This is a genomic window from Citrobacter freundii complex sp. CFNIH9 (genome assembly GCF_002903305.1).
Lineage (GTDB): Bacteria > Pseudomonadota > Gammaproteobacteria > Enterobacterales > Enterobacteriaceae > Citrobacter > Citrobacter portucalensis.
In genome coordinates this window covers 1,181,806-1,200,462 of sequence record NZ_CP026238.1, presented here as the reverse complement: position 1 = coordinate 1,200,462, position 18,657 = coordinate 1,181,806, and the positions used below count along the sequence as shown (strand labels likewise).

21 protein-coding genes are annotated in these 18,657 nt (G+C 53.3%); 5 read left to right on the top strand and 16 right to left on the bottom strand.

Annotation, left to right across the window (positions count from 1 at the left end; genetic code table 11):
• The first annotated feature begins 48 nt into the window (after positions 1 to 48).
• Positions 49 to 1,023: a 1-deoxyxylulose-5-phosphate synthase YajO gene (yajO, locus tag C2U43_RS05975; protein ID WP_103284808.1), complete on the top strand. Its 975-nt coding sequence runs from the start codon at positions 49 to 51 to the stop codon at positions 1,021 to 1,023.
• Positions 1,024 to 1,122: 99 nt separating this feature from the next.
• Here the strand turns inward: yajO and pgpA are convergent, their stop codons facing one another.
• From pgpA to nrdR, 6 genes are all read right to left on the bottom strand, one after another.
• On the bottom strand, positions 1,123 to 1,641 hold the full coding sequence (gene pgpA, locus C2U43_RS05970) for a phosphatidylglycerophosphatase A (protein ID WP_003021578.1): 519 nt from the start codon (positions 1,639 to 1,641) through the stop codon (positions 1,123 to 1,125).
• Positions 1,619 to 2,596: a thiamine-phosphate kinase gene (thiL, locus tag C2U43_RS05965; RefSeq protein WP_103284807.1), complete on the bottom strand. Its 978-nt coding sequence runs from the start codon at positions 2,594 to 2,596 to the stop codon at positions 1,619 to 1,621. The genes pgpA and thiL overlap by 23 nt, the downstream gene beginning before the upstream one ends.
• Before the next feature lie 77 nt (positions 2,597 to 2,673).
• Entirely contained in the window at positions 2,674 to 3,093 is a 420-nt protein-coding gene (gene nusB, locus C2U43_RS05960) for a transcription antitermination factor NusB (RefSeq protein ID WP_000801129.1), read from the bottom strand.
• A gap of 19 nt (positions 3,094 to 3,112) precedes the next feature.
• A complete protein-coding gene (gene ribH / locus C2U43_RS05955) occupies positions 3,113 to 3,583 on the bottom strand; it encodes a 6,7-dimethyl-8-ribityllumazine synthase (protein ID WP_003021575.1) in 471 nt (156 codons plus the stop codon).
• Between the two features lie 90 nt (positions 3,584 to 3,673).
• Complete coding sequence (gene ribD, locus C2U43_RS05950; RefSeq protein WP_008783929.1) at positions 3,674 to 4,777, bottom strand: bifunctional diaminohydroxyphosphoribosylaminopyrimidine deaminase/5-amino-6-(5-phosphoribosylamino)uracil reductase RibD; 1,104 nt, start codon at positions 4,775 to 4,777, stop codon at positions 3,674 to 3,676.
• 3 nt (positions 4,778 to 4,780) lie between these two features.
• A complete protein-coding gene (nrdR, locus tag C2U43_RS05945) occupies positions 4,781 to 5,230 on the bottom strand; it encodes a transcriptional regulator NrdR (RefSeq protein ID WP_003021571.1) in 450 nt (149 codons plus the stop codon).
• 153 nt (positions 5,231 to 5,383) lie between these two features.
• Here nrdR and C2U43_RS05940 point away from each other — a divergent pair, with 153 nt between their 5' ends.
• Together C2U43_RS05940 and C2U43_RS05935 are read left to right on the top strand one after the other, a co-directional pair.
• Entirely contained in the window at positions 5,384 to 5,923 is a 540-nt protein-coding gene (locus C2U43_RS05940; RefSeq protein ID WP_020996578.1) for a DUF3251 domain-containing protein, read from the top strand.
• A 298-nt stretch (positions 5,924 to 6,221) separates the two neighbouring features.
• Positions 6,222 to 7,085, top strand: coding sequence for a nucleoside-specific channel-forming protein Tsx (locus C2U43_RS05935; protein ID WP_003021561.1), 864 nt, complete (start codon positions 6,222 to 6,224; stop codon positions 7,083 to 7,085).
• A 45-nt stretch (positions 7,086 to 7,130) separates the two neighbouring features.
• Here the strand turns inward: C2U43_RS05935 and C2U43_RS05930 are convergent, their stop codons facing one another.
• From C2U43_RS05930 to queA, 7 genes are all read right to left on the bottom strand, one after another.
• A complete protein-coding gene (locus C2U43_RS05930) occupies positions 7,131 to 7,823 on the bottom strand; it encodes a helix-turn-helix transcriptional regulator (RefSeq protein ID WP_032942528.1) in 693 nt (230 codons plus the stop codon).
• 23 nt (positions 7,824 to 7,846) lie between these two features.
• Positions 7,847 to 8,212, bottom strand: coding sequence for a VOC family protein (locus C2U43_RS05925; RefSeq protein ID WP_008783926.1), 366 nt, complete (start codon positions 8,210 to 8,212; stop codon positions 7,847 to 7,849).
• Positions 8,213 to 8,382: 170 nt separating this feature from the next.
• Positions 8,383 to 9,354 carry a protein translocase subunit SecF gene (gene secF / locus C2U43_RS05920; RefSeq protein WP_003021550.1) on the bottom strand — a complete coding sequence of 324 codons (972 nt, stop codon included), beginning with the start codon at positions 9,352 to 9,354 and terminating at the stop codon, positions 8,383 to 8,385.
• 10 nt (positions 9,355 to 9,364) lie between these two features.
• Positions 9,365 to 11,212, bottom strand: coding sequence for a protein translocase subunit SecD (secD, locus tag C2U43_RS05915; protein ID WP_003021547.1), 1,848 nt, complete (start codon positions 11,210 to 11,212; stop codon positions 9,365 to 9,367).
• A gap of 27 nt (positions 11,213 to 11,239) precedes the next feature.
• Positions 11,240 to 11,572 (bottom strand): preprotein translocase subunit YajC, encoded by a 333-nt coding sequence (gene yajC, locus C2U43_RS05910; protein ID WP_003021544.1) that lies wholly within the window; start codon positions 11,570 to 11,572, stop codon positions 11,240 to 11,242.
• Between the two features lie 22 nt (positions 11,573 to 11,594).
• Positions 11,595 to 12,722 (bottom strand): tRNA guanosine(34) transglycosylase Tgt, encoded by a 1,128-nt coding sequence (tgt, locus tag C2U43_RS05905; RefSeq protein WP_003021535.1) that lies wholly within the window; start codon positions 12,720 to 12,722, stop codon positions 11,595 to 11,597.
• A 55-nt stretch (positions 12,723 to 12,777) separates the two neighbouring features.
• Positions 12,778 to 13,848 carry a tRNA preQ1(34) S-adenosylmethionine ribosyltransferase-isomerase QueA gene (gene queA / locus C2U43_RS05900; protein WP_003021529.1) on the bottom strand — a complete coding sequence of 357 codons (1,071 nt, stop codon included), beginning with the start codon at positions 13,846 to 13,848 and terminating at the stop codon, positions 12,778 to 12,780.
• Positions 13,849 to 13,938: 90 nt separating this feature from the next.
• Here queA and acpH point away from each other — a divergent pair, with 90 nt between their 5' ends.
• Both acpH and C2U43_RS05890 read left to right on the top strand, forming a co-directional pair.
• Positions 13,939 to 14,520, top strand: a complete 582-nt coding sequence (gene acpH, locus C2U43_RS05895; protein ID WP_003830978.1) for an ACP phosphodiesterase — start codon at positions 13,939 to 13,941, stop codon at positions 14,518 to 14,520.
• 168 nt (positions 14,521 to 14,688) lie between these two features.
• Entirely contained in the window at positions 14,689 to 15,291 is a 603-nt protein-coding gene (locus tag C2U43_RS05890; protein ID WP_003021524.1) for a peroxiredoxin, read from the top strand.
• Between the two features lie 67 nt (positions 15,292 to 15,358).
• Here the strand turns inward: C2U43_RS05890 and C2U43_RS05885 are convergent, their stop codons facing one another.
• The 3 genes from C2U43_RS05885 to C2U43_RS05875 all read right to left on the bottom strand — a co-directional run bounded on the left by C2U43_RS05885 (position 15,359) and on the right by C2U43_RS05875 (position 18,609).
• Positions 15,359 to 17,227, bottom strand: a complete 1,869-nt coding sequence (locus C2U43_RS05885; RefSeq protein WP_100272841.1) for an amidohydrolase — start codon at positions 17,225 to 17,227, stop codon at positions 15,359 to 15,361.
• A gap of 21 nt (positions 17,228 to 17,248) precedes the next feature.
• Positions 17,249 to 17,794 (bottom strand): antibiotic biosynthesis monooxygenase, encoded by a 546-nt coding sequence (locus C2U43_RS05880; protein ID WP_071445889.1) that lies wholly within the window; start codon positions 17,792 to 17,794, stop codon positions 17,249 to 17,251.
• Between the two features lie 173 nt (positions 17,795 to 17,967).
• Complete coding sequence (locus C2U43_RS05875; RefSeq protein ID WP_003021513.1) at positions 17,968 to 18,609, bottom strand: hydrolase; 642 nt, start codon at positions 18,607 to 18,609, stop codon at positions 17,968 to 17,970.
• Between the last annotated feature and the right edge of the window lie 48 nt (positions 18,610 to 18,657).

The following is an 18,657-nucleotide window of genomic DNA, read 5'->3' as shown; positions in this document are numbered from 1 at the left end:
CCGCTCCTGCTATGCTTAATTCATCACGAGCTAAGCAGGAGTGGATTGATGAAATACAACATCTTAGGAAAAACCGACCTACGGGTCTCCCGCCTTTGCCTGGGTTGCATGACATTTGGCGAACCCAATCGCGGCAATCACGCCTGGACGCTACCTGAAGAAAGCAGCCGCCCGATAATCAAACACGCCCTTGAGGGCGGCATTAACTTTTTCGATACCGCCAACAGCTACTCCGCTGGCAGCAGCGAAGAGATTGTCGGCCGCGCGCTGCGTGATTTCGCCCGCCGCGAAGATGTCGTGGTCGCTACCAAGGTCTTTCACCAGGTGGATGATTTAGCGGAAGGTTTATCCCGCGCACAAATCCTGCGCTCAATCGACGACAGCCTCAGACGCCTGGGTATGGACTATGTGGACATCCTGCAAATTCACCGCTGGGATTACAACACGCCAATCGAAGAAACGCTGGAGGCTCTAAACGACGTCGTGAAAGCCGGTAAAGCTCGCTATATTGGCGCCTCATCCATGCACACTTCGCAGTTTGCCCAGGCTCTGGCCTTACAGAAGCAACACGGCTGGGCGCAGTTCGTCAGCATGCAGGATCACTACAACCTGATCTACCGCGAAGAAGAACGCGAAATGCTGCCGCTTTGCTATCAGGAAGGCGTGGCCGTTATCCCATGGAGCCCGCTGGCGCGCGGTCGCCTGACGCGTCCCTGGGGAGAAACGACCGCACGTCTGGTTTCCGATGAAGTCGGTAAAAATTTGTACAACGAGAGCGATGAAAACGACGCGCAAATCGCCGCACGACTGACCGGTGTCAGTGAGGAGTTGGGTGTAACGCGGGCACAGGTTGCGCTGGCCTGGCTGCTGAGCAAACCCGGCGTGGCAGCGCCAATTATTGGTTCTTCACGTGAGGAACAGCTGGATGAGTTGCTCAACGCGGTAGATTTAACGTTGAAGCCGGAGCAAATTGCCGAGCTGGAAACGCCGTACAAACAGCATCCGGTGGTGGGATTTAAATAAGCGCGGTTGAAGATTGTAGGCCGGATAAGCATAGCGCATCCGGCACTGAACGCCCGATGTCGCGGCGCTTATCGGGCCTACAATAGTCCCTGAAAAGGGTTAAATGATACCTACCGGCCAGTGATGACCGATAAAATACAAAATTCCGGCAGAGAGTATTCCGGCCACAATATCGTCGATCATGATCCCCGTCCCGCCATGCACGTTGCGATCAAACCAACGAATCGGCCACGGCTTCCACATATCCAGAATACGGAAAATCACAAATCCGGCGGCAACCCACTGCCAGTCGTTGGTCGGCAGCGCCATCAGGGTAATCCACATCCCGACAAACTCGTCCCAGACAATGCTACCGTGATCGTGCACGCCCATATCTTTCGCCGTTTGATGGCACAGATAAACGCCGATACAGATAGATAACATCACCACCAGCGAATACAGCTGCCACGGCAGGAAGGTCATTAAATACCAAAAAGGGATTGCCGCCAGCGATCCCATCGTGCCAGGAACAATTGGGCTCAGCCCGCTGCCAAAACCGGTGGCTAACAGGTGCCACGGATTGCGCATACTCAGGCGGCTTTTGGCGACATCTTTTTTAAGGCGCGGCAAAATGGTCATATCCTTTCCAGTCAAACGTGACGGGTTTTCCATCGCGCGTAAAGTGAATGCCTTCCACATCGGCGCTCATCTGCCCAATACAGGTAAACGCTGCGCCGAGATTTCCCAGCGCCACGTCCAGCGCACCACGATTAATTTCCGGTACGGTAAAGCATAACTCATAATCTTCGCCACCCGCGAGCGCCCAGCGTAGGGCCTGTTCCGGCTCAACGTGCTGTGACAATGCCGTGGAGTATGGCAGCGACTCAACGTTAACCCGCGCGCCACAGCCGCTGGCATTGACGATGTGTCCCAAATCAGAAATCAGGCCATCGGAGAGATCGATAGCCGCACTGGCCAGATCGCGCAGGGCTTGTCCCTGCAAAATACGCGGCGTGGGACGCAGATGGCGTTGCAGAAGATAGTCCGCGTCTGTTGCATCTGCAACCTGCAATCGGTTCTGCAAAATCGCCAGCCCGGCCGCACTGTCGCCCGGCGTGCCGGTAACATAAATCCAGTCACCCGGTTTCGCGCCAGAGCGTTTTAAGGCCCGCCCAACGGGGACGTAGCCATGAATACCCAGCGTCATCGACAGCGGCCCACGCGTGGTGTCACCGCCAATCAGCTGCATATCATAGTAATTGAGGAGTTCAAACAGGCCATCGCTGAAGGCTTCCAGCCAGGCTTCATCGACGTCAGGTAACGTGAGCGCCAGCGTCAGCCACGCAGGATCCGCCCCCATCGCCGCCAGATCGCTCAAATTCACCGCCAGTGCTTTCCAGGCGAGATCGGTCGGATCAATGTCGGGGAGAAAGTGGTTGCCTGCCACCAGCGTATCGGTACTGATCGCCAGCGTTTGTTTTTCAGGGATGTTCAGAAGTGCGCAGTCGTCACCAATACCGGTTTCGACATCAAGACGAGAAGTTCTTACGCGGTCAAAATAACGGGCAATCAGGGAAAACTCGCCACATGCCATACGTTATGCCTCAGCAGAAAAAAAAGAAAAAGCCGGGGACAGCGGAAACAGGTTCCACCATCCAGCCGGCCTCGGGATTACTTTTTGTTGGGGCGAATCACAGGTGCTGCTTTATCCAGTACGCCGTTCACGAATTTGTGGCTATCTTCAGCGCCGAAGGTTTTTGCCAGTTCAATCGCTTCGTTGATGGCCACTTTGTACGGCACATCACTACGTTTAGACAATTCAAACAGCGCAATACGCAGTACGGCTTTTTCTACCTGACCCAGCTCTTCCAACAGACGAGACAGGTAAGGCTTCATTAATCCATCCAGGTACGCGCTGTTAGTCGCCACCCCGGACAGCAGTTCACGGAAATACAGAACGTCGACATCTTTAACGTCCTGTTCCGCCAGGAACTGGTATTCAACATCAGCGATGTCGTTCTGGGACAACTGCCAGGAGTAGAGCGCCTGGACGGCACACTCACGGGCGCGGCGACGAGCAGCAGGTTTCACGGATTTCCCCTTACAAAAATCAGGCCTTGATGGCTTTCAATACATTAATCATTTCAAGCGCAGTCAGTGCAGCTTCTGCGCCTTTGTTACCGGCTTTAGTGCCAGCACGTTCGATGGCTTGTTCAATACTTTCGGTGGTCAGAACACCGAAGGCTACCGGAATGCCACTGTCCTGAGCGACATGCGCCAGGCCATTGCTTGCACCGCCAGCCACATATTCGAAGTGCGCGGTACCGCCACGGATCACCGTACCGAGCGCAATCACCGCGTCGTATTTACCGGTTTTTGCCAGTGCGTCAGCCGCCAGTGGCAGCTCATATGCACCAGGAACCCAAACAACGGTAATGTTTTCATCTTTAACCTGGCCAATACGTTTCAGGGCGTCGATAGCACCTTCCAGCAGGCTGTCATTGATAAAGTTGTTGAAACGCGCAATGGTGATGGCGACGCGAGCGTCCGGGGTAGCAACGTTAGCTTCAATAATGTTCATATTCTTCCTTCGGGTTCGATTTATGGCCCCGTAAGGGGGGCGGATTTTATCATAATATTCTGTGCGCTGCTTCCTCTAAATCAGAAAGCCTCACGCAGTCGTTAAATGCAGGCAAACGTCCGGGCCCACCTGGCGTATCTCATTGAATTTGAAATGGGGTGCGTCAGCCAGTTTCTCAAGGCCTGGAAGCACACATAATCCTCTCGCATCGCTGCCTAACAGTTTAGGCGCAACATACACGATTAGCTCATCGACCAAACCGGCCTGTAATAATGCCCCGGCGAGCGTTGGGCCTGCTTCAACCCAAATGCTGTTAATTTGCTGTTTGCCCAGTTGCATCATTAGCACCACCAGATCCAGATGCCCGTTATGTTCCGGCACCTTCAGGCTGCGCACCGTCTCCGGCCAGCTACGAGGGTCGTCTTCAGTCCGGACAATCCAGGTTTCTCCAGGCTGTTGCACAATTCGGTGCGCCGGTGTGACCTGATTCTGGCTATCAAGAACAATGCGGATTGGCTGACGCAGCTCTTCCTGCGGGTAACTCGCCTGAGTTGACTCCCCAAGCTCCGACCAACGCACGGTAAGCTGAGGGTCGTCTGCCAGCACCGTCGCACTGCTGGTTAAAATGGCATGGCTTTGCGCGCGCAAGCGTTGCACATCGCGGCGCGCCTGTGGCGAGGTGATCCACTGGCTTTCACCGCTGGCCATCGCTGTACGGCCATCAAGCGACGCGCCAAGCTTAAGCTGAAGATACGGGAATCCCGTACGCATGCGCTTGAGGAAGCCTTTATTCAGCTGCTCAACTTCGCTCATCATCAGCCCGTGGCTGACGTCGATACCCGCCTGCTGCAAACGGTAGAGCCCACGTCCTGCGACCTGCGGATTGGGATCCTGCATCGCCGCAACCACACGCGACACCCCCGCCGCAATCAGCGCATCGCAACACGGCGGCGTGCGACCATGATGACTGCAGGGTTCAAGCGTCACGTAGGCAGTTGCCCCCTGCGCTTTTTCTCCGGCCATCCGCAGAGCATGAACTTCGGCATGTGGTTCGCCCGCTCGGTGATGATATCCTTCACCGACGATCTCCCCATCTTTCACAATCACGCAGCCCACGTTGGGGTTGGGGTGAGTGGTAAAACGTCCGCGCGCAGCAAGCTTTAGCGCGCGCGCCATGTACAATTCATCCTGCATGGCTTAGTCCTGTAGGCGAGCAATCTCTTCGCCAAATTCTTTGATGTCTTCGAAACTCCGGTAGACAGAGGCAAAGCGGATGTAGGCGACTTTATCGAGCTTTTTCAACTGCTCCATCACCAGGTTGCCAATCATCTTGCTCGGCACCTCACGCTCGCCCGTCGCACGCAGCTGTGATTTGATATGGTTTAACGCCATTTCGACGTCATCTGCGCTGACAGGCCGTTTCTCAAGCGCTCTGAGCATGCCGCTGCGCAGCTTTTCTTCATTAAAGGGTTCACGCACATCGTTGCTTTTCACAACGCGCGGCATGACAAGTTCAGCCACTTCAAAAGTGGTGAAACGTTCGTTACAAACCAGACACTGCCGACGGCGGCGTACCGAGGAGCCCTCGCCTACAAGACGAGAGTCAATTACCTTAGTGTCTACGGCGAAACAGAATGGGCAATGCATACGGCGTCCTGTACCTCAGTGGTTAACAGAATCTATTTTACCCTGAACTGCCGTGACAACAAAGGCGCTGCGCTTTTGAGACAAAGGATCGATGCCTTCGTGCTCAGTGCACACTACCATTATGTTATCGCGACAATGAAGGAAGTAATCACAATGACAAGACGTTACCTAAGAATTCTCCTGGTGGGAAGTCTCTTTAGTCTTAGTGCCTGCGCACAGCAAAGCGAAGTACGCCAGATGCATCAAAGCGTTAGCACGTTGAATAAAGAGATGACGCAGCTTAATCAGGAAACGGTAAAAATTACGCAACAAAATATGTTGAATGCAAAATCAACCAGCGGCGCCTATCTGCTGCCGGGCTCCAAAACCCCGGCACGACTGGACAGCCAGATTGGCACCTTACGCATGTCGCTGGTGAACATTGCGCCGAACGCCGATGGTACGCGCCTGACGCTACGAATTCAGGGTGAATCCAACACGCCTTTACCCGCCTTTAGCGCCACCGTCGAGTACGGGCAAATTCAGGGCACCACGGACAACTATCAGGAAGTGAACGTTCATAACCAATTGGTCAACGCTCCGGCGAGTATTCTTGCTCCCAGCGACGTAGACATTCCGTTACAGATAAATGGCCTCACTCCAGATCAGTTAGGATTTGTGCGCATCCACGATGTCCAGCCTGTTAGCCAATAAACTTTTTTGCGGAACGTTTTGTGCGTTCCGCAACATCACTCTGCTTCTTTTTGTTACTCCCCTGACATAACCGATATTTCTGGTAAAACTTGGCAACATTCATGGGAGCCAGTACAATTCGCCGCCTAAAGTACGCAAACGTGAACGCAATCGATTACGTAAATGATAGAACTGTGAAACAAGACATATTTTTGTGAACAATGATTTTTATAATAGGCTCCGAAGAATTACGAAATATTTAGAAACGCAAATTGCGCATTTTTCACTCCCGAAAGGGATTTCAAACAGTGGCATACATATGAAAAAAACATTACTTGCAGCCGGTGCAGTGCTGGCGCTCTCCTCGTCTTTTACTGCCAACGCAGCAGAAAATGACAAACCGCAATATCTGTCCGACTGGTGGCACCAGAGTGTCAACGTGGTGGGTAGCTATCACACCCGTTTCTCCCCGAAACTGAACAACGACGTGTATCTGGAATACGAAGCGTTTGCCAAAAAAGACTGGTTTGACTTCTATGGCTACATCGATATTCCGAAAACCTTCGACTGGGGTAACGGCAACGATAAAGGTATTTGGTCTGACGGCTCCCCGCTGTTTATGGAAATCGAACCGCGTTTCTCCATCGACAAACTGACCGGTGCTGACCTGAGCTTTGGTCCGTTCAAAGAATGGTATTTCGCCAACAACTACATCTACGATATGGGTGATAACAAAGCCAGCCGCCAGAGCACCTGGTATATGGGTCTGGGTACCGATATCGATACCGGTCTGCCGATGGGTCTGTCCCTGAACGTGTATGCTAAATACCAGTGGCAGAACTATGGCGCATCCAACGAAAACGAGTGGGATGGCTACCGTTTCAAAGTGAAATACTTTGTGCCGATCACCCAGGTTTGGGGCGGCCAGTTGACCTACATCGGCTTCACCAACTTCGACTGGGGCTCAGATTTGGGTGATGATCCGAACCGCACCAGCAACTCTATCGCATCCAGCCACGTCCTGGCGCTGAACTACGATCACTGGCACTACTCCGTCGTAGCGCGTTACTTCCATAACGGCGGCCAGTGGAAAGGTGGAGATACCCTGAACTGGGGCGAAGGCGACTTCAGCGCGAAATCTACCGGTTGGGGTGGTTACCTGGTCGTAGGTTACAACTTCTAATCCAGACAATGTTTCGCAGACAAGCCAGCTTAACCGCTGGCTTTTTTATGGCTGGTCTTCACAGCGTACTTTACGCAAAAAGTCACTTAGCGAGCGATCTGCCGATTCGCGAAAATGCCTGTCGAGTGGCGTAATCTTCAGACATCGATCAACGCGAAAGCAACGATAATCGTCACGCTTCTCGCACCAGCCAACCAGCAGCCAGTGCTCGCCCCAGAAAAATAATCCCAGCGGCTGAACGTCGCGCCAGGAGAGGTTCCCGGACTCATCGCGATAATGCAGCGCCAGCACCTGCTGTGCTGAAACCGCGCGATGTATGAGATCGAAGGCACTGCGTGAATGCGGCTGATTACCAAAATCTGGCGCGAAAATCCGCGTTTGCTCGGCTCTGCGCCGACTCTCTGGCGGCAATATCGCCAACACTTTTTCCTGCGCGGATTCCAACGCCTGTGAGAGTGAATCCCCACCCCATGTTTTCAGCAATCGAATCGCTACCATCAATGCTTCTGATTCGTGATGCGTTAACATCAACGGCGGTAGATCAAACCCGGCCATTAAGCGGTATCCGCTGCCCACTTCGCCTTCAATAGGCACACCGGATAAAGAGAGATCGCGGATATCGCGATAAATCGTCCGTTCAGAAACCTCAAGACGCTCTGCCAGCAGCGCCGCCGTTGTCACTCGCCTGCCACGCAGGATTTGCACAATCTGAAACAAGCGGTCGGCGCGTCTGCTCATTTTAATCCTCAGTGCTGAAAATATTACGCGGGTTGATGTAAACCAACACGATTGCCTTCGCTGTCAGTAAATAGCGCAATCGTACCAATGTCCTGACCCAGTTCTAGTGGGCCAAACACGCACTGACCGCCAGCAGTGGCGACGCGTTCAAGCGTTGCAGCCAAATCGTCCGTATGCAGATAAATAATAGCGCCCTGCGTTGAAGGCGTAATACCGTCAAATTTAGCCAGCGCCCCGCCGGGAGCGGGATCCTGATGCGGAAATACGGCGAGCTCAGCGCAGTCCATGTTCTCCCGGCGCAAAGAAACCTGCATTACTGGCTCATAAAAAGCGATGGCGCGGTCCATTTGTGCCACGGGGATTTCAAACCAATTAATTACGTTGCTCATACTTCCTCCTGCCTGTGTGGGTAATCTCAGGAGGACTATAAGGCAGGGCTACTGACAGCATACTGTCAGTAGTGTGGCGACAGGAAAAGATAATTACCTGTCGCTAATTCACAGGCAAAAAAAATCCCGACCTTGCGATCGGGATTCCAGTATCTTCACTCCAGGATGGGTTAAGGCAGAATCGACGGTTGATCCGCCCCTTCTTTCTCGACCTTCTGCTGCAGCATGTGCTCACGCTTCATACCCAGCTTCAGCGCCAGCGCCGATGCCACGTAGATAGAAGACGCAGTACCGATGGAAACACCGATCAGCATCGTCAGCGAGAAGCCTTCCAGTACCGGACCACCGAACAGGAACAGCATCAGAATAACCATCAACGTTGTACCGGACGTAATCAACGTACGGTGCAGCGTTTGAGTCAGTGACACGTTAAAGATTTCGTAAGGCGTACCGCGACGAATTTTGCGGAAGTTTTCACGAATACGGTCAGATACAACGATACTGTCGTTCAGCGAGTAACCGATTACCGACATCAGTGATGCGACGATAGTCAGGTCAATCTCGATATGGAACAACGACAGGATCCCAAGTGTGATAATCACGTCGTGCGCCAGCGCGATAACTACCCCTGCCGCCAGTCGCCACTCAAAGCGGAAACCGACGTACACCAGGATGGAGATCAACGCCGCCATCAGCGCCATCGCACCGGTTTGCGCCAGGTCTGCACCCACGCTCGGACCCACGAATTCAATTCGCTTCACCGCGGCGTTTTGGTTGGTGGATTCGTTAATCACACTCAACACTTTGCTACCCAGCACCTGACCGCCGTCTGCACCTTCAGTTGGCGGCATACGTACCATAATGTCGTGGCTGCTGCCGAAGTTCTGCAGAAGCGGATCAACGAAGCCCGCTTTCTCCAGCGCATCGCGCATCACGTCCATATCGGCCGGTTTTTCCAGCGTGATTTCAATAACCGTACCACCGGTGAAATCGAGCCCCCAGTTAAACCCGCGTACGCCCATCACCACGATGGCCGCAATCAGCAGGAAACCTGAAATGCCGAAAGCCCAGTAGTCCCAGCGCATAAAGTCCCAGACTTTACGGCCGTGGTTCAATTGTTCAACAGTATATTCCTGTGCCACTTCGCACTCCTCAGATTGACAGCTTTTTGACGCGCTTGCCGCCATACAACAGGTTTACGATGGCACGTGTACCGACAATCGCGGTAAACATCGACGTCGCCACACCAATACCGGTAGTAATCGCGAACCCTTTAATTGCCCCGGTGCCAACTGCGTACAGGATGATGACCTTGATCAGCGTCGTAATGTTCGCATCAAAGATGGAGCTAAATGCGCCCGCATAACCTTCATTGATGGCCTGCTGCACCGAACGCCCGTTACTCAACTCTTCTTTGATACGTTCGTTGATCAGTACGTTCGCATCGACCGCGACGGCAAGGGTTAAGACGATCCCCGCAATCCCCGGCATACTCAGCGTAGCACCCGGCAGCAACGACATAATACCGACAATCAGCACCAGGTTAGCAATCAGCGCACTGGTCGCAATCAGACCGAACTTCTTATAGAAGAAGATCATGAACAGGATAGACACCACCAGACCGGCCAGACATGCTTCCAGACCCTGTTTAATGTTCTGCATACCCAGGGTTGGGCCGATGGTACGTTCTTCAACAATCTGAATCGGCGCAATCAACGCACCGGCACGTAACAGCAGGGAAAGCTGGCGTGCTTCGTTCGGGTTGTTGATACCGGTGATACGGAAGCTATTACCCAGGCGAGACTGGATATTGGCGATGTTAATCACCTCTTCCTGCTTCACCAGTACTGCACGACCGTTGGCATCTTTCTTACCGCTGTCTTTGTACTCCACGAACAGGGTCGCCATCGGCTTACCGATGTTGTCCTTGGTGAAGTTGGACATGATGTTACCACCTGCGCTATCCAGCGAGATGTTAACCTGCGGCTGATTGTATTCGTCCTGGCTGGAAGTGGAGTCGGTGATATGGTCACCGGTCAGGATCACGCGCTTGTACAGCACAACCGGCTGACCTTCACGAGATTGTTTCACTTCCGAGTCACCCGGTACACGCCCGGATGCCGCAGCAGACTGGTCAACGTTGGTATTTACCAGACGGAATTCCAGCGTCGCGGTTGCGCCCAGAATTTCTTTCGCACGCGCGGTATCCTGAATACCCGGCAGTTCGACCACAATGCGGTCAGCACCCTGACGTTGTACCACCGGCTCAGCAACACCCAGTTGGTTAACACGATTACGCAGAATGTTGATGTTCTGCTGTACCGCGTATTCACGGGCTTCGCTCAGGCGCGCATCGGTCATTACCGCACGCAGAGCATTGCTGCCCTGGCTGGAAATAACCAGATCCTGGTGACGTTTGCTCAGGTAAGAGATAGCTTCATCACGGGCGCTGCTATCACGGAAAGTGATGCTCAGACCGTAGTTATCTTCTTTGCGAACGGTAGTATAAGGAATGCCTTTTTCACGCAGATCGCTGCGCAGGCTATCGATATTTTGTTCCTGCAACTTACTCAGCGCGGTGTCCATATCCACTTCCATCAGGAAGTGAACGCCGCCACGCAGGTCAAGACCGAGTTTCATCGGTTCTGCGTGAATGGCAGCCAGCCAGCGCGGGGTTGCCGGAGCAAGGTTAAGCGCCACGACGTACTGATCGCCCAGTACGCCCATTAATACTTCACGTGCGCGCAGTTGGGTATCAGTGGAGTCGAAGCGCGCGAGAATAGCACCCTCTTCCAGAGCCACAGACTTAGGTGTGATTTTATCTTCTTGTAACGTTTTCTGGACCTGGATCAGCGTTTGCTCACTGGCGGCAGCACCGCGCACGCCAGTGATTTGAACAGCCGGATCCTCACCATACAGGTTGGGAAGCGCATAGAGCAGACCGACGACAATAACGACGATCAGCATGACATACTTCCACAAAGGATAACGGTTTAACACGGCAGTTCCCTTTGGGAAAACAATAAATTACAGCGCCTTCATGGTGCCTTTCGGCAGAACGGCAGCTACGAAATCACGTTTGATAACCACTTCAGTGGTGTCGTTCAGCGCGATAGCGATGTAGCCAGATTCTGCTACTTTAGTCACGCGACCCACCAGACCACCGTTAGTCAGTACTTCATCGCCTTTCGCAATGGAGTTCATCAGGTTCTTGTGTTCTTTGGTACGCTTTTGCTGTGGGCGCAGGATCATGAAATAGAAAATCAGACCAAACACCACCAGCATCAGAATCAGAGACATCGGGCTGCCCTGCGCCGGAGCACCTGTTGCCGCTACCGCATCAGAAATAAAAAAGCTCATTCAAATTCCCTCATTATTAAAATTAATCAACGTTCACAGGTGGAACTGGTCTACCCTGACGTTGGTAAAAATCGGTCACGAAGCTCTCTAATTTACCCTCTTCAATAGCCTTGCGTAAACCCGCCATCAAACGCTGGTAGTAGCGAAGGTTATGAATCGTGTTGAGTCGCGCGCCCAATATTTCGTTGCAACGGTCGAGATGATGCAAGTAAGCGCGCGAATAATTGCGACAGGTGTAACAATCACACTCAGCATCGAGCGGACTGGTGTCGCTTTTATGTTTCGCGTTACGAATTTTTACCACGCCGTCAGTCACAAACAAATGACCATTACGGGCATTTCGCGTTGGCATCACGCAGTCAAACATATCGATACCGCGACGCACGCCTTCAACCAGATCTTCTGGTTTGCCGACGCCCATCAGGTAACGCGGTTTATCTGCCGGAATCTGCGGGCAAACATGTTCCAGAATGCGGTGCATATCTTCCTTCGGCTCACCGACAGCCAAACCGCCGACAGCGTAGCCATCAAAGCCGATATCTACCAGACCTTTGACGGAGATATCACGTAAATCTTCGTAAACACTGCCCTGAATGATGCCAAAAAGCGCATTTTTGTTGCCGAGACTATCAAAACGGTCACGGCTGCGCTTCGCCCAACGCAAAGACATCTCCATTGAGCGTTTAGCATAGTCCCAGTCGGCCGGATACGGTGTACATTCATCGAAGATCATCACGATATCGGAACCGAGATCGTATTGAATCTCCATCGACTTCTCGGGATCGAGGAAAATCGGATCGCCGTTGATCGGGTTACGGAAATGCACGCCCTGCTCGGTTATCTTACGGATATCGCCCAGGCTGAACACCTGGAAGCCGCCGGAGTCGGTGAGGATCGGCCCTTTCCACTGCATGAAATCGTGCAGATCGCCGTGCAGTTTCATGATTTCCTGACCCGGACGCAGCCACAGGTGGAAAGTGTTGCCGAGGATAATCTGTGCGCCGGTCGCTTCAACTTCTTCCGGCGTCATGCCTTTTACTGTGCCGTAAGTACCGACCGGCATAAAAGCAGGCGTTTCTACTACGCCACGATCAAAAACCAGGCGGCCACGGCGAGCGCGACCGTCTGTGGTATCCAGTTCAAATTTCATCTTCACTCCTGCGTCAGAAAAACAGTCCGACGTTTTAAACACTCATGCCGGAGACTTACTCCCCGACACGCTCAGAAATAGCCTGCGGATTGTACGTGATAAACATGGCATCCCCGTAACTAAAAAAGCGATATTCCGCTTTTACCGCTTCATGATAGGCGTGCATGGTGTTTTTATAACCAGCAAATGCGGAAACCAGCATAATCAGCGTTGATTCCGGCAGGTGGAAGTTGGTGACCAGAGCATCAATCACCTGATATTTATAGCCTGGATAAATAAAGATTTGTGTATCGCCGAAGAACGGCTCGATGAGATCGTTTTTGGCCGCCTGCGCCGCACTTTCTAGCGAACGCACGGAGGTGGTACCTACCGCAATCACGCGATTACCGCGCGCTTTCGCCGCCAGCACCGCGTCCACCACATCCTGCGGCACTTCCGCATATTCGGAATGCATAATGTGGTCTTCGATGGTGTCTACGCGCACCGGCTGGAAAGTACCCGCTCCAACGTGCAGGGTGACGAACGCCATTTCAATGCCTTTATCGCGCAGTTTAGCCAGCAGCGGATCGTCAAAATGCAGACCCGCGGTCGGCGCAGCGACGGCACCCGGTTTTTCGCTGTACACGGTCTGGTACAGCTCGCGGTCGGCGTCTTCATCCGGACGGTCGATATACGGCGGCAACGGCATATGGCCGATGGCGTTGAGGATATCCAGCACGCTGCGTTCGTCGTTAAACTCAACTTCAAACAGCGCGTCATGGCGGGCGACCATCGTCGCTTTAATACTTTCGTCGTCGCCCAGCAGCAGCTCGGCACCCGGTTTCGGCGCTTTCGAGGCACGAATATGCGCCAGAATACGTTTGTCATCCAGCATACGCTCGACCAGCACTTCAATCTTGCCGCCGCTGGCTTTACGACCAAACAGACGCGCAGGAATGACGCGGGTATTGTTAAAGACCAGCAAGTCTCCAGGGTTGAGCTTATCGAGCAAATCGGTGAAAGTACCGTGCGTCAGCGCGCCCGTCGGCCCGTCCAAAGACAGCAAGCGGCAGCTACTGCGCTCAGCTTGCGGATAGTGGGCAATCAGGGATTCGGGTAGTTCAAAGGTGAAATCGGTAACGCGCATGACACTGACTCAGACTAAAATAAGAGGCGGGTAGTCTAGTGCCGGGGCGTTCTCCCTGCAACCTTTACCCCTCTGGATAAACGTTTAACTATGAATTTTCTTGCACATTTGCATCTCGCTCATCTTGCCGATAGCTCGCTTTCCGGCAATCTGCTGGCCGATTTTGTCCGGGGTAATCCGGAAACGCACTACTCGCCTGATGTGGTAGCAGGCATCTTCATGCATCGTCGTATCGACGTGATGACCGATAACTTACCGCAGGTGCGTGAAGCCAAAGAGTGGTTTCGTAGCGAAACGCGCCGCGTCGCGCCGATTACGCTGGACGTTATGTGGGATCATTTTCTGTCGCGTCACTGGTCGGAAATCTCCCCTGACTTCCCGCTGACGGACTTTGTGCGCTATGCCCGTACCCAGGTAACCACTATTTTGCCGGAATCGCCGCCGCGCTTTATCAATCTGAACAACTATATATGGTCAGAGAAATGGCTTGAGCGCTACCGGGACATGGATTTTATCCAGAACGTCCTGAACGGCATGGCCAGCCGCCGTCCACGGCTCGATGCCCTACGCGACTCATGGTATGACCTCGATACGCATTACGATGCGTTAGAAGAACGATTCTGGCAGTTTTATCCGCAAATGATGGAACAGGCGCGGTGTAAAACCCTTTGATCGCAGCCCGCATTCCCCGCCGGATAAGCAGTAGCCGCCGTCCGGCAAAAGATTGATAGACAAAACCTGTCTCATTGATTGCCAGCGCCTCTTTGTCTTATTCCCGAACACTCTCTATACTGGCCCGCGTTGCGTTCCAAAAACCCCTTAACTTTGCAGGAGAATTATATGGTACTGGTAACTCGTCAGGCTCCGGATTTCACAGCAGCTGCGGTACTGGGTAGCGGTGAGATCGTTGAAAACTTCAACTTCAAACAGCATACCAACGGTAAAACCACCGTTCTGTTCTTCTGGCCGATGGACTTCACCTTCGTTTGCCCGTCTGAACTGATCGCATTCGACAAGCGTTACGAAGAATTCCAGAAGCGCGGCGTTGAAGTTGTTGGCGTTTCCTTCGACTCTGAATTTGTCCACAACGCATGGCGTAACACCCCTGTCGACAAAGGCGGCATTGGTGCAGTGAAATACGCAATGGTTGCTGACATCAAACGCGAAATCCAGAAAGCCTACGGCATCGAGCACCCGGAAGCGGGCGTTGCGCTGCGCGGTTCTTTCCTGATCGACGCTAACGGCGTTGTTCGCCACCAGGTGGTTAACGATCTGCCGCTGGGTCGTAACATCGACGAAATGCTGCGCATGGTTGACGCGCTGCAGTTCCACGAAGAGCACGGCGACGTTTGCCCGGCACAGTGGGAAAAAGGTAAAGAAGGTATGAACGCGTCTCCGGACGGCGTGGCAAAATACCTGACCGAGAACGTTTCCAGCCTGTAATTGGCATGAATCAACAAAAGGCCCGCAAATGCGGGCCTTTTTTATTGTTAGCAGATCCGATAAGCGATTAAAACGCGAAGCAGGAGCAGCCAAGCGCGCCCCAGAAAGCCCGGTCATCTGACACCGGAATCCCCGATTTCCGCGCAATATCATGCTGGTGACCGTGTACGCCGCAGCTGCCGCAGCACTGGTGCATCTGCACCATTGCGCCAATTTTCGCCGCAGCAGGTGGTGCTGAGCGATAATGCCCTGGCACCTTCACCACTGGCGACCAGTCCGGCACAATCGGAATAGCAGGTGGTGCCAGCGGGGTGAAATGCCCGGCGGCGTAAACCACTTTGCCATCAACAACGGTCATCACCGACTCGATACCTTTGATCTCTTCTTCCGGCACGCTGAAGTAATCTTTAGACAGCACCACCAGGTCGGCCAGTTGATCTTTCTCGATGCGCCCTTTCTTACCCTGCTCGCTGGAAAACCAGGCGCTACCGGCCGTCCACAGTTCCAGGGCAACATCACGCGGCAGACGGTTGTTATCATCGTACATTGCCATCCCGCCAACGGTACGGCCCGAAACCAGCCAGTAGAGCGCGGTCCACGGGTTGTAGCTGGCCACGCGGGTGGCGTCAGTCCCCAGCCCGACCGGAACGTCAGCCGCCAGCATTTTCGCCACCGGCGGCGTATGTTTAACCGCGTCTTTGCCGTAGCGATCGACAAAATACTCTCCCTGGAACGCCATACGGTGCTGGACCGCAATCCCGCCGCCCAGTGCTTTTACACGCTCAATGTTCCGTTCAGTAATTGTTTCGGCGTGATCGAAGAACCAGTGCAGGCCATTGAACGGGATATCACGATTAACTTTCTCAAATACGTCCAACATTCGGCTGATAGATTCATCGTAGGTGGCGTGCAGGCGGAACGGCCAGCGATGCTCCACCAGATGTCGCACCACGCGCTCCAGCTCATCTTCCATACCCTCCGGCAGATCCGGACGTGGCTGAAGGAAGTCTTCAAAATCCGCTGCAGAAAAGACCAGCATTTCCCCCGCCCCGTTGGCACGATAGAAGTCGGTTCCCTGCCCTGGCTTGAGCATATCGGTCCAGCGTTCAAAGTCTTCCAGTTCCTGCTTCGGACGCTGGGTAAACAGATTGTAGGCAATACGTACCGTCATCTGTTTGTTAGCGTGTAACTGCTCAATGATCTCGTAATCTTCCGGGTAGTTCTGGAAGCCGCCGCCCGCATCGATGGCGCTGGTCAGTCCCAGGCGGTTCAGTTCACGCATAAACTGGCGGGTCGAATTAACCTGCATTTCCAGCGGCAGTTTTGGTCCTTTTGCCAGCGTCGAGTAAAGGATCATGGCGTTCGGTTTAGCGATCAGCATTCCGGTTGGGTTGCCGTTGCTATCACGCACAATCTCACCGCCCGCCGGATCCGGCGTCGCTTTGGTGTAGCCAACCGCTTTCAGCGCGGCGCGGTTGAGCAAAGCCCGGTCGTAGAGATGCAGAACAAAAACCGGAGTATCAGGAGCGGCTTCATTCAGTTCTTCGAGGGTTGGCATGCGACGTTCGGCAAACTGGAATTCACTCCAGCCGCCCACCACGCGTACCCATTGTGGCGACGGCGTTCTGTCAGCCTGGTCTTTGAGCATGCGTAGCGCGTCCGCCAGTGACGGCACGCCTTCCCAACGCAATTCCAGGTTGTAATTCAGTCCACCACGAATAAGGTGCAGGTGCGAATCGTTCAGGCCCGGAATCACCGTATGTCCTTGCAGATCGACAACCTGCGTCCCTTCGGCGGCAAAGCTCATTACCCGTTCGTGGCTACCGGTCGCCAGGATCTTTCCGTTGGCGATCGCCACCGCCTCGACCTGCGGACTTTGCCTGTCGAGAGTATGAATTTTTCCGTGAGTCAGAATCAGTGTGGCAGTTTGAGACATAACAATCTCCTGAGATACCGGTCAGGCTTTTTTCAGCCATCCGGCAAACAGACGGGTTACGATGGGCATCCAGAACCAGACCACCAGCGCAACCACAAAAGCATCATTGATGAGATGCAGGAGTAACGAGCCCTTCATTGCAGGCAGTACAATGCCGGTCAACCACGGCACCAGATTGGTACTGGGAAATATCACCAGCAGGGTTATCAGAAACTGTTTCCAGCGTTTGGGCTGGCGTACATGGGACGCGGGCGGCGTAAACCAGAATGCTGCTTCGGTGCGAATTTCAGTTTTGTCACCTTCAGCCAGCAGTGGAGCAATCTCTTCGACCAACACGCGGCGCGTATCGGACTGGGTCCAGCTATACAGATGCTCAAGCGTGTCGAAGCGGATAATGATGTTCCACAGGTTGTTGCCATCTGCGGGGCGAATCACATTCGCCCCGAGATGACCGGGAAATTCAGCCGCTACAGGCATGATTTTCCCCAGCCACTGCTCATACCGCTGCGCCTGCTCAGGTAGCAGAGTGTGAGTAATTACCAACGTCACATGTTTGTTCTGCGCCATGAAGGGTTCCTTGTTGACAGGAAACAGGCCACTTAGGCCAGGAAAGCAATACACAAAATCATTCATGGTGCATCGAGGCGGCAAGGTTGTGGATCCCCGGTCACTTACATAAGTAAGTGACCGGGGTACACAAGCGAAGACAACAAAGATGCAACATGAAAGATGACGTGTATTTAAGCTTTACGTTCCGGCGCGCCATGCACCATGGTATAGGCATAATCCACGCCCATACCGTAGGCGCCGCTGTGCTCGCGTACCAGATCCATTACGGCGTCGTAGGTTTCTTTGCGGGACCAGTCGCGCTGGTACTCGAGAAGAACCTGTTGCCAAGTTACGGGTACGGCACCTGCCTGTACCATGCGGTCGATAGAACGCTCATGAGCATCTACGGACGTGCCGCCGGAGGTATCCGTTACCACATAAACTTCATAGCCTGCCTCCAGTGCCATCAGCGCCGGAAAAGTCAGACATACTTCGGTCCACAGCGCGGAGATAATCAGTTTTTTACGCCCGGTCGCTTCCACCGCTTTCACAAACGCCGCATCTTCCCAGGAGTTCATTGAGGTGCGTTCAATGGGTTTGACATCAGGATGAACCGCTAACAATTCCGGCCAGATATATCCGCTAAAACTTTTGGTTTCTACAGAAGTATAAATCACCGGAACATTGAATATTTTCCCGGCTTTCGCTAATGCCACGGTATTATTTTTTAAAGTCTGGCGATCAATATTCGCCACACCGAATGACATTTGCGGCTGATGATCAATAAAAATAAGCGTAGAGTTTTGAGGGTCAATCAGTTCCCGAATAGACATAGCACACCTTCTTAATCAATAAGTTAAAAGGCAACGGTCTGTATCTGC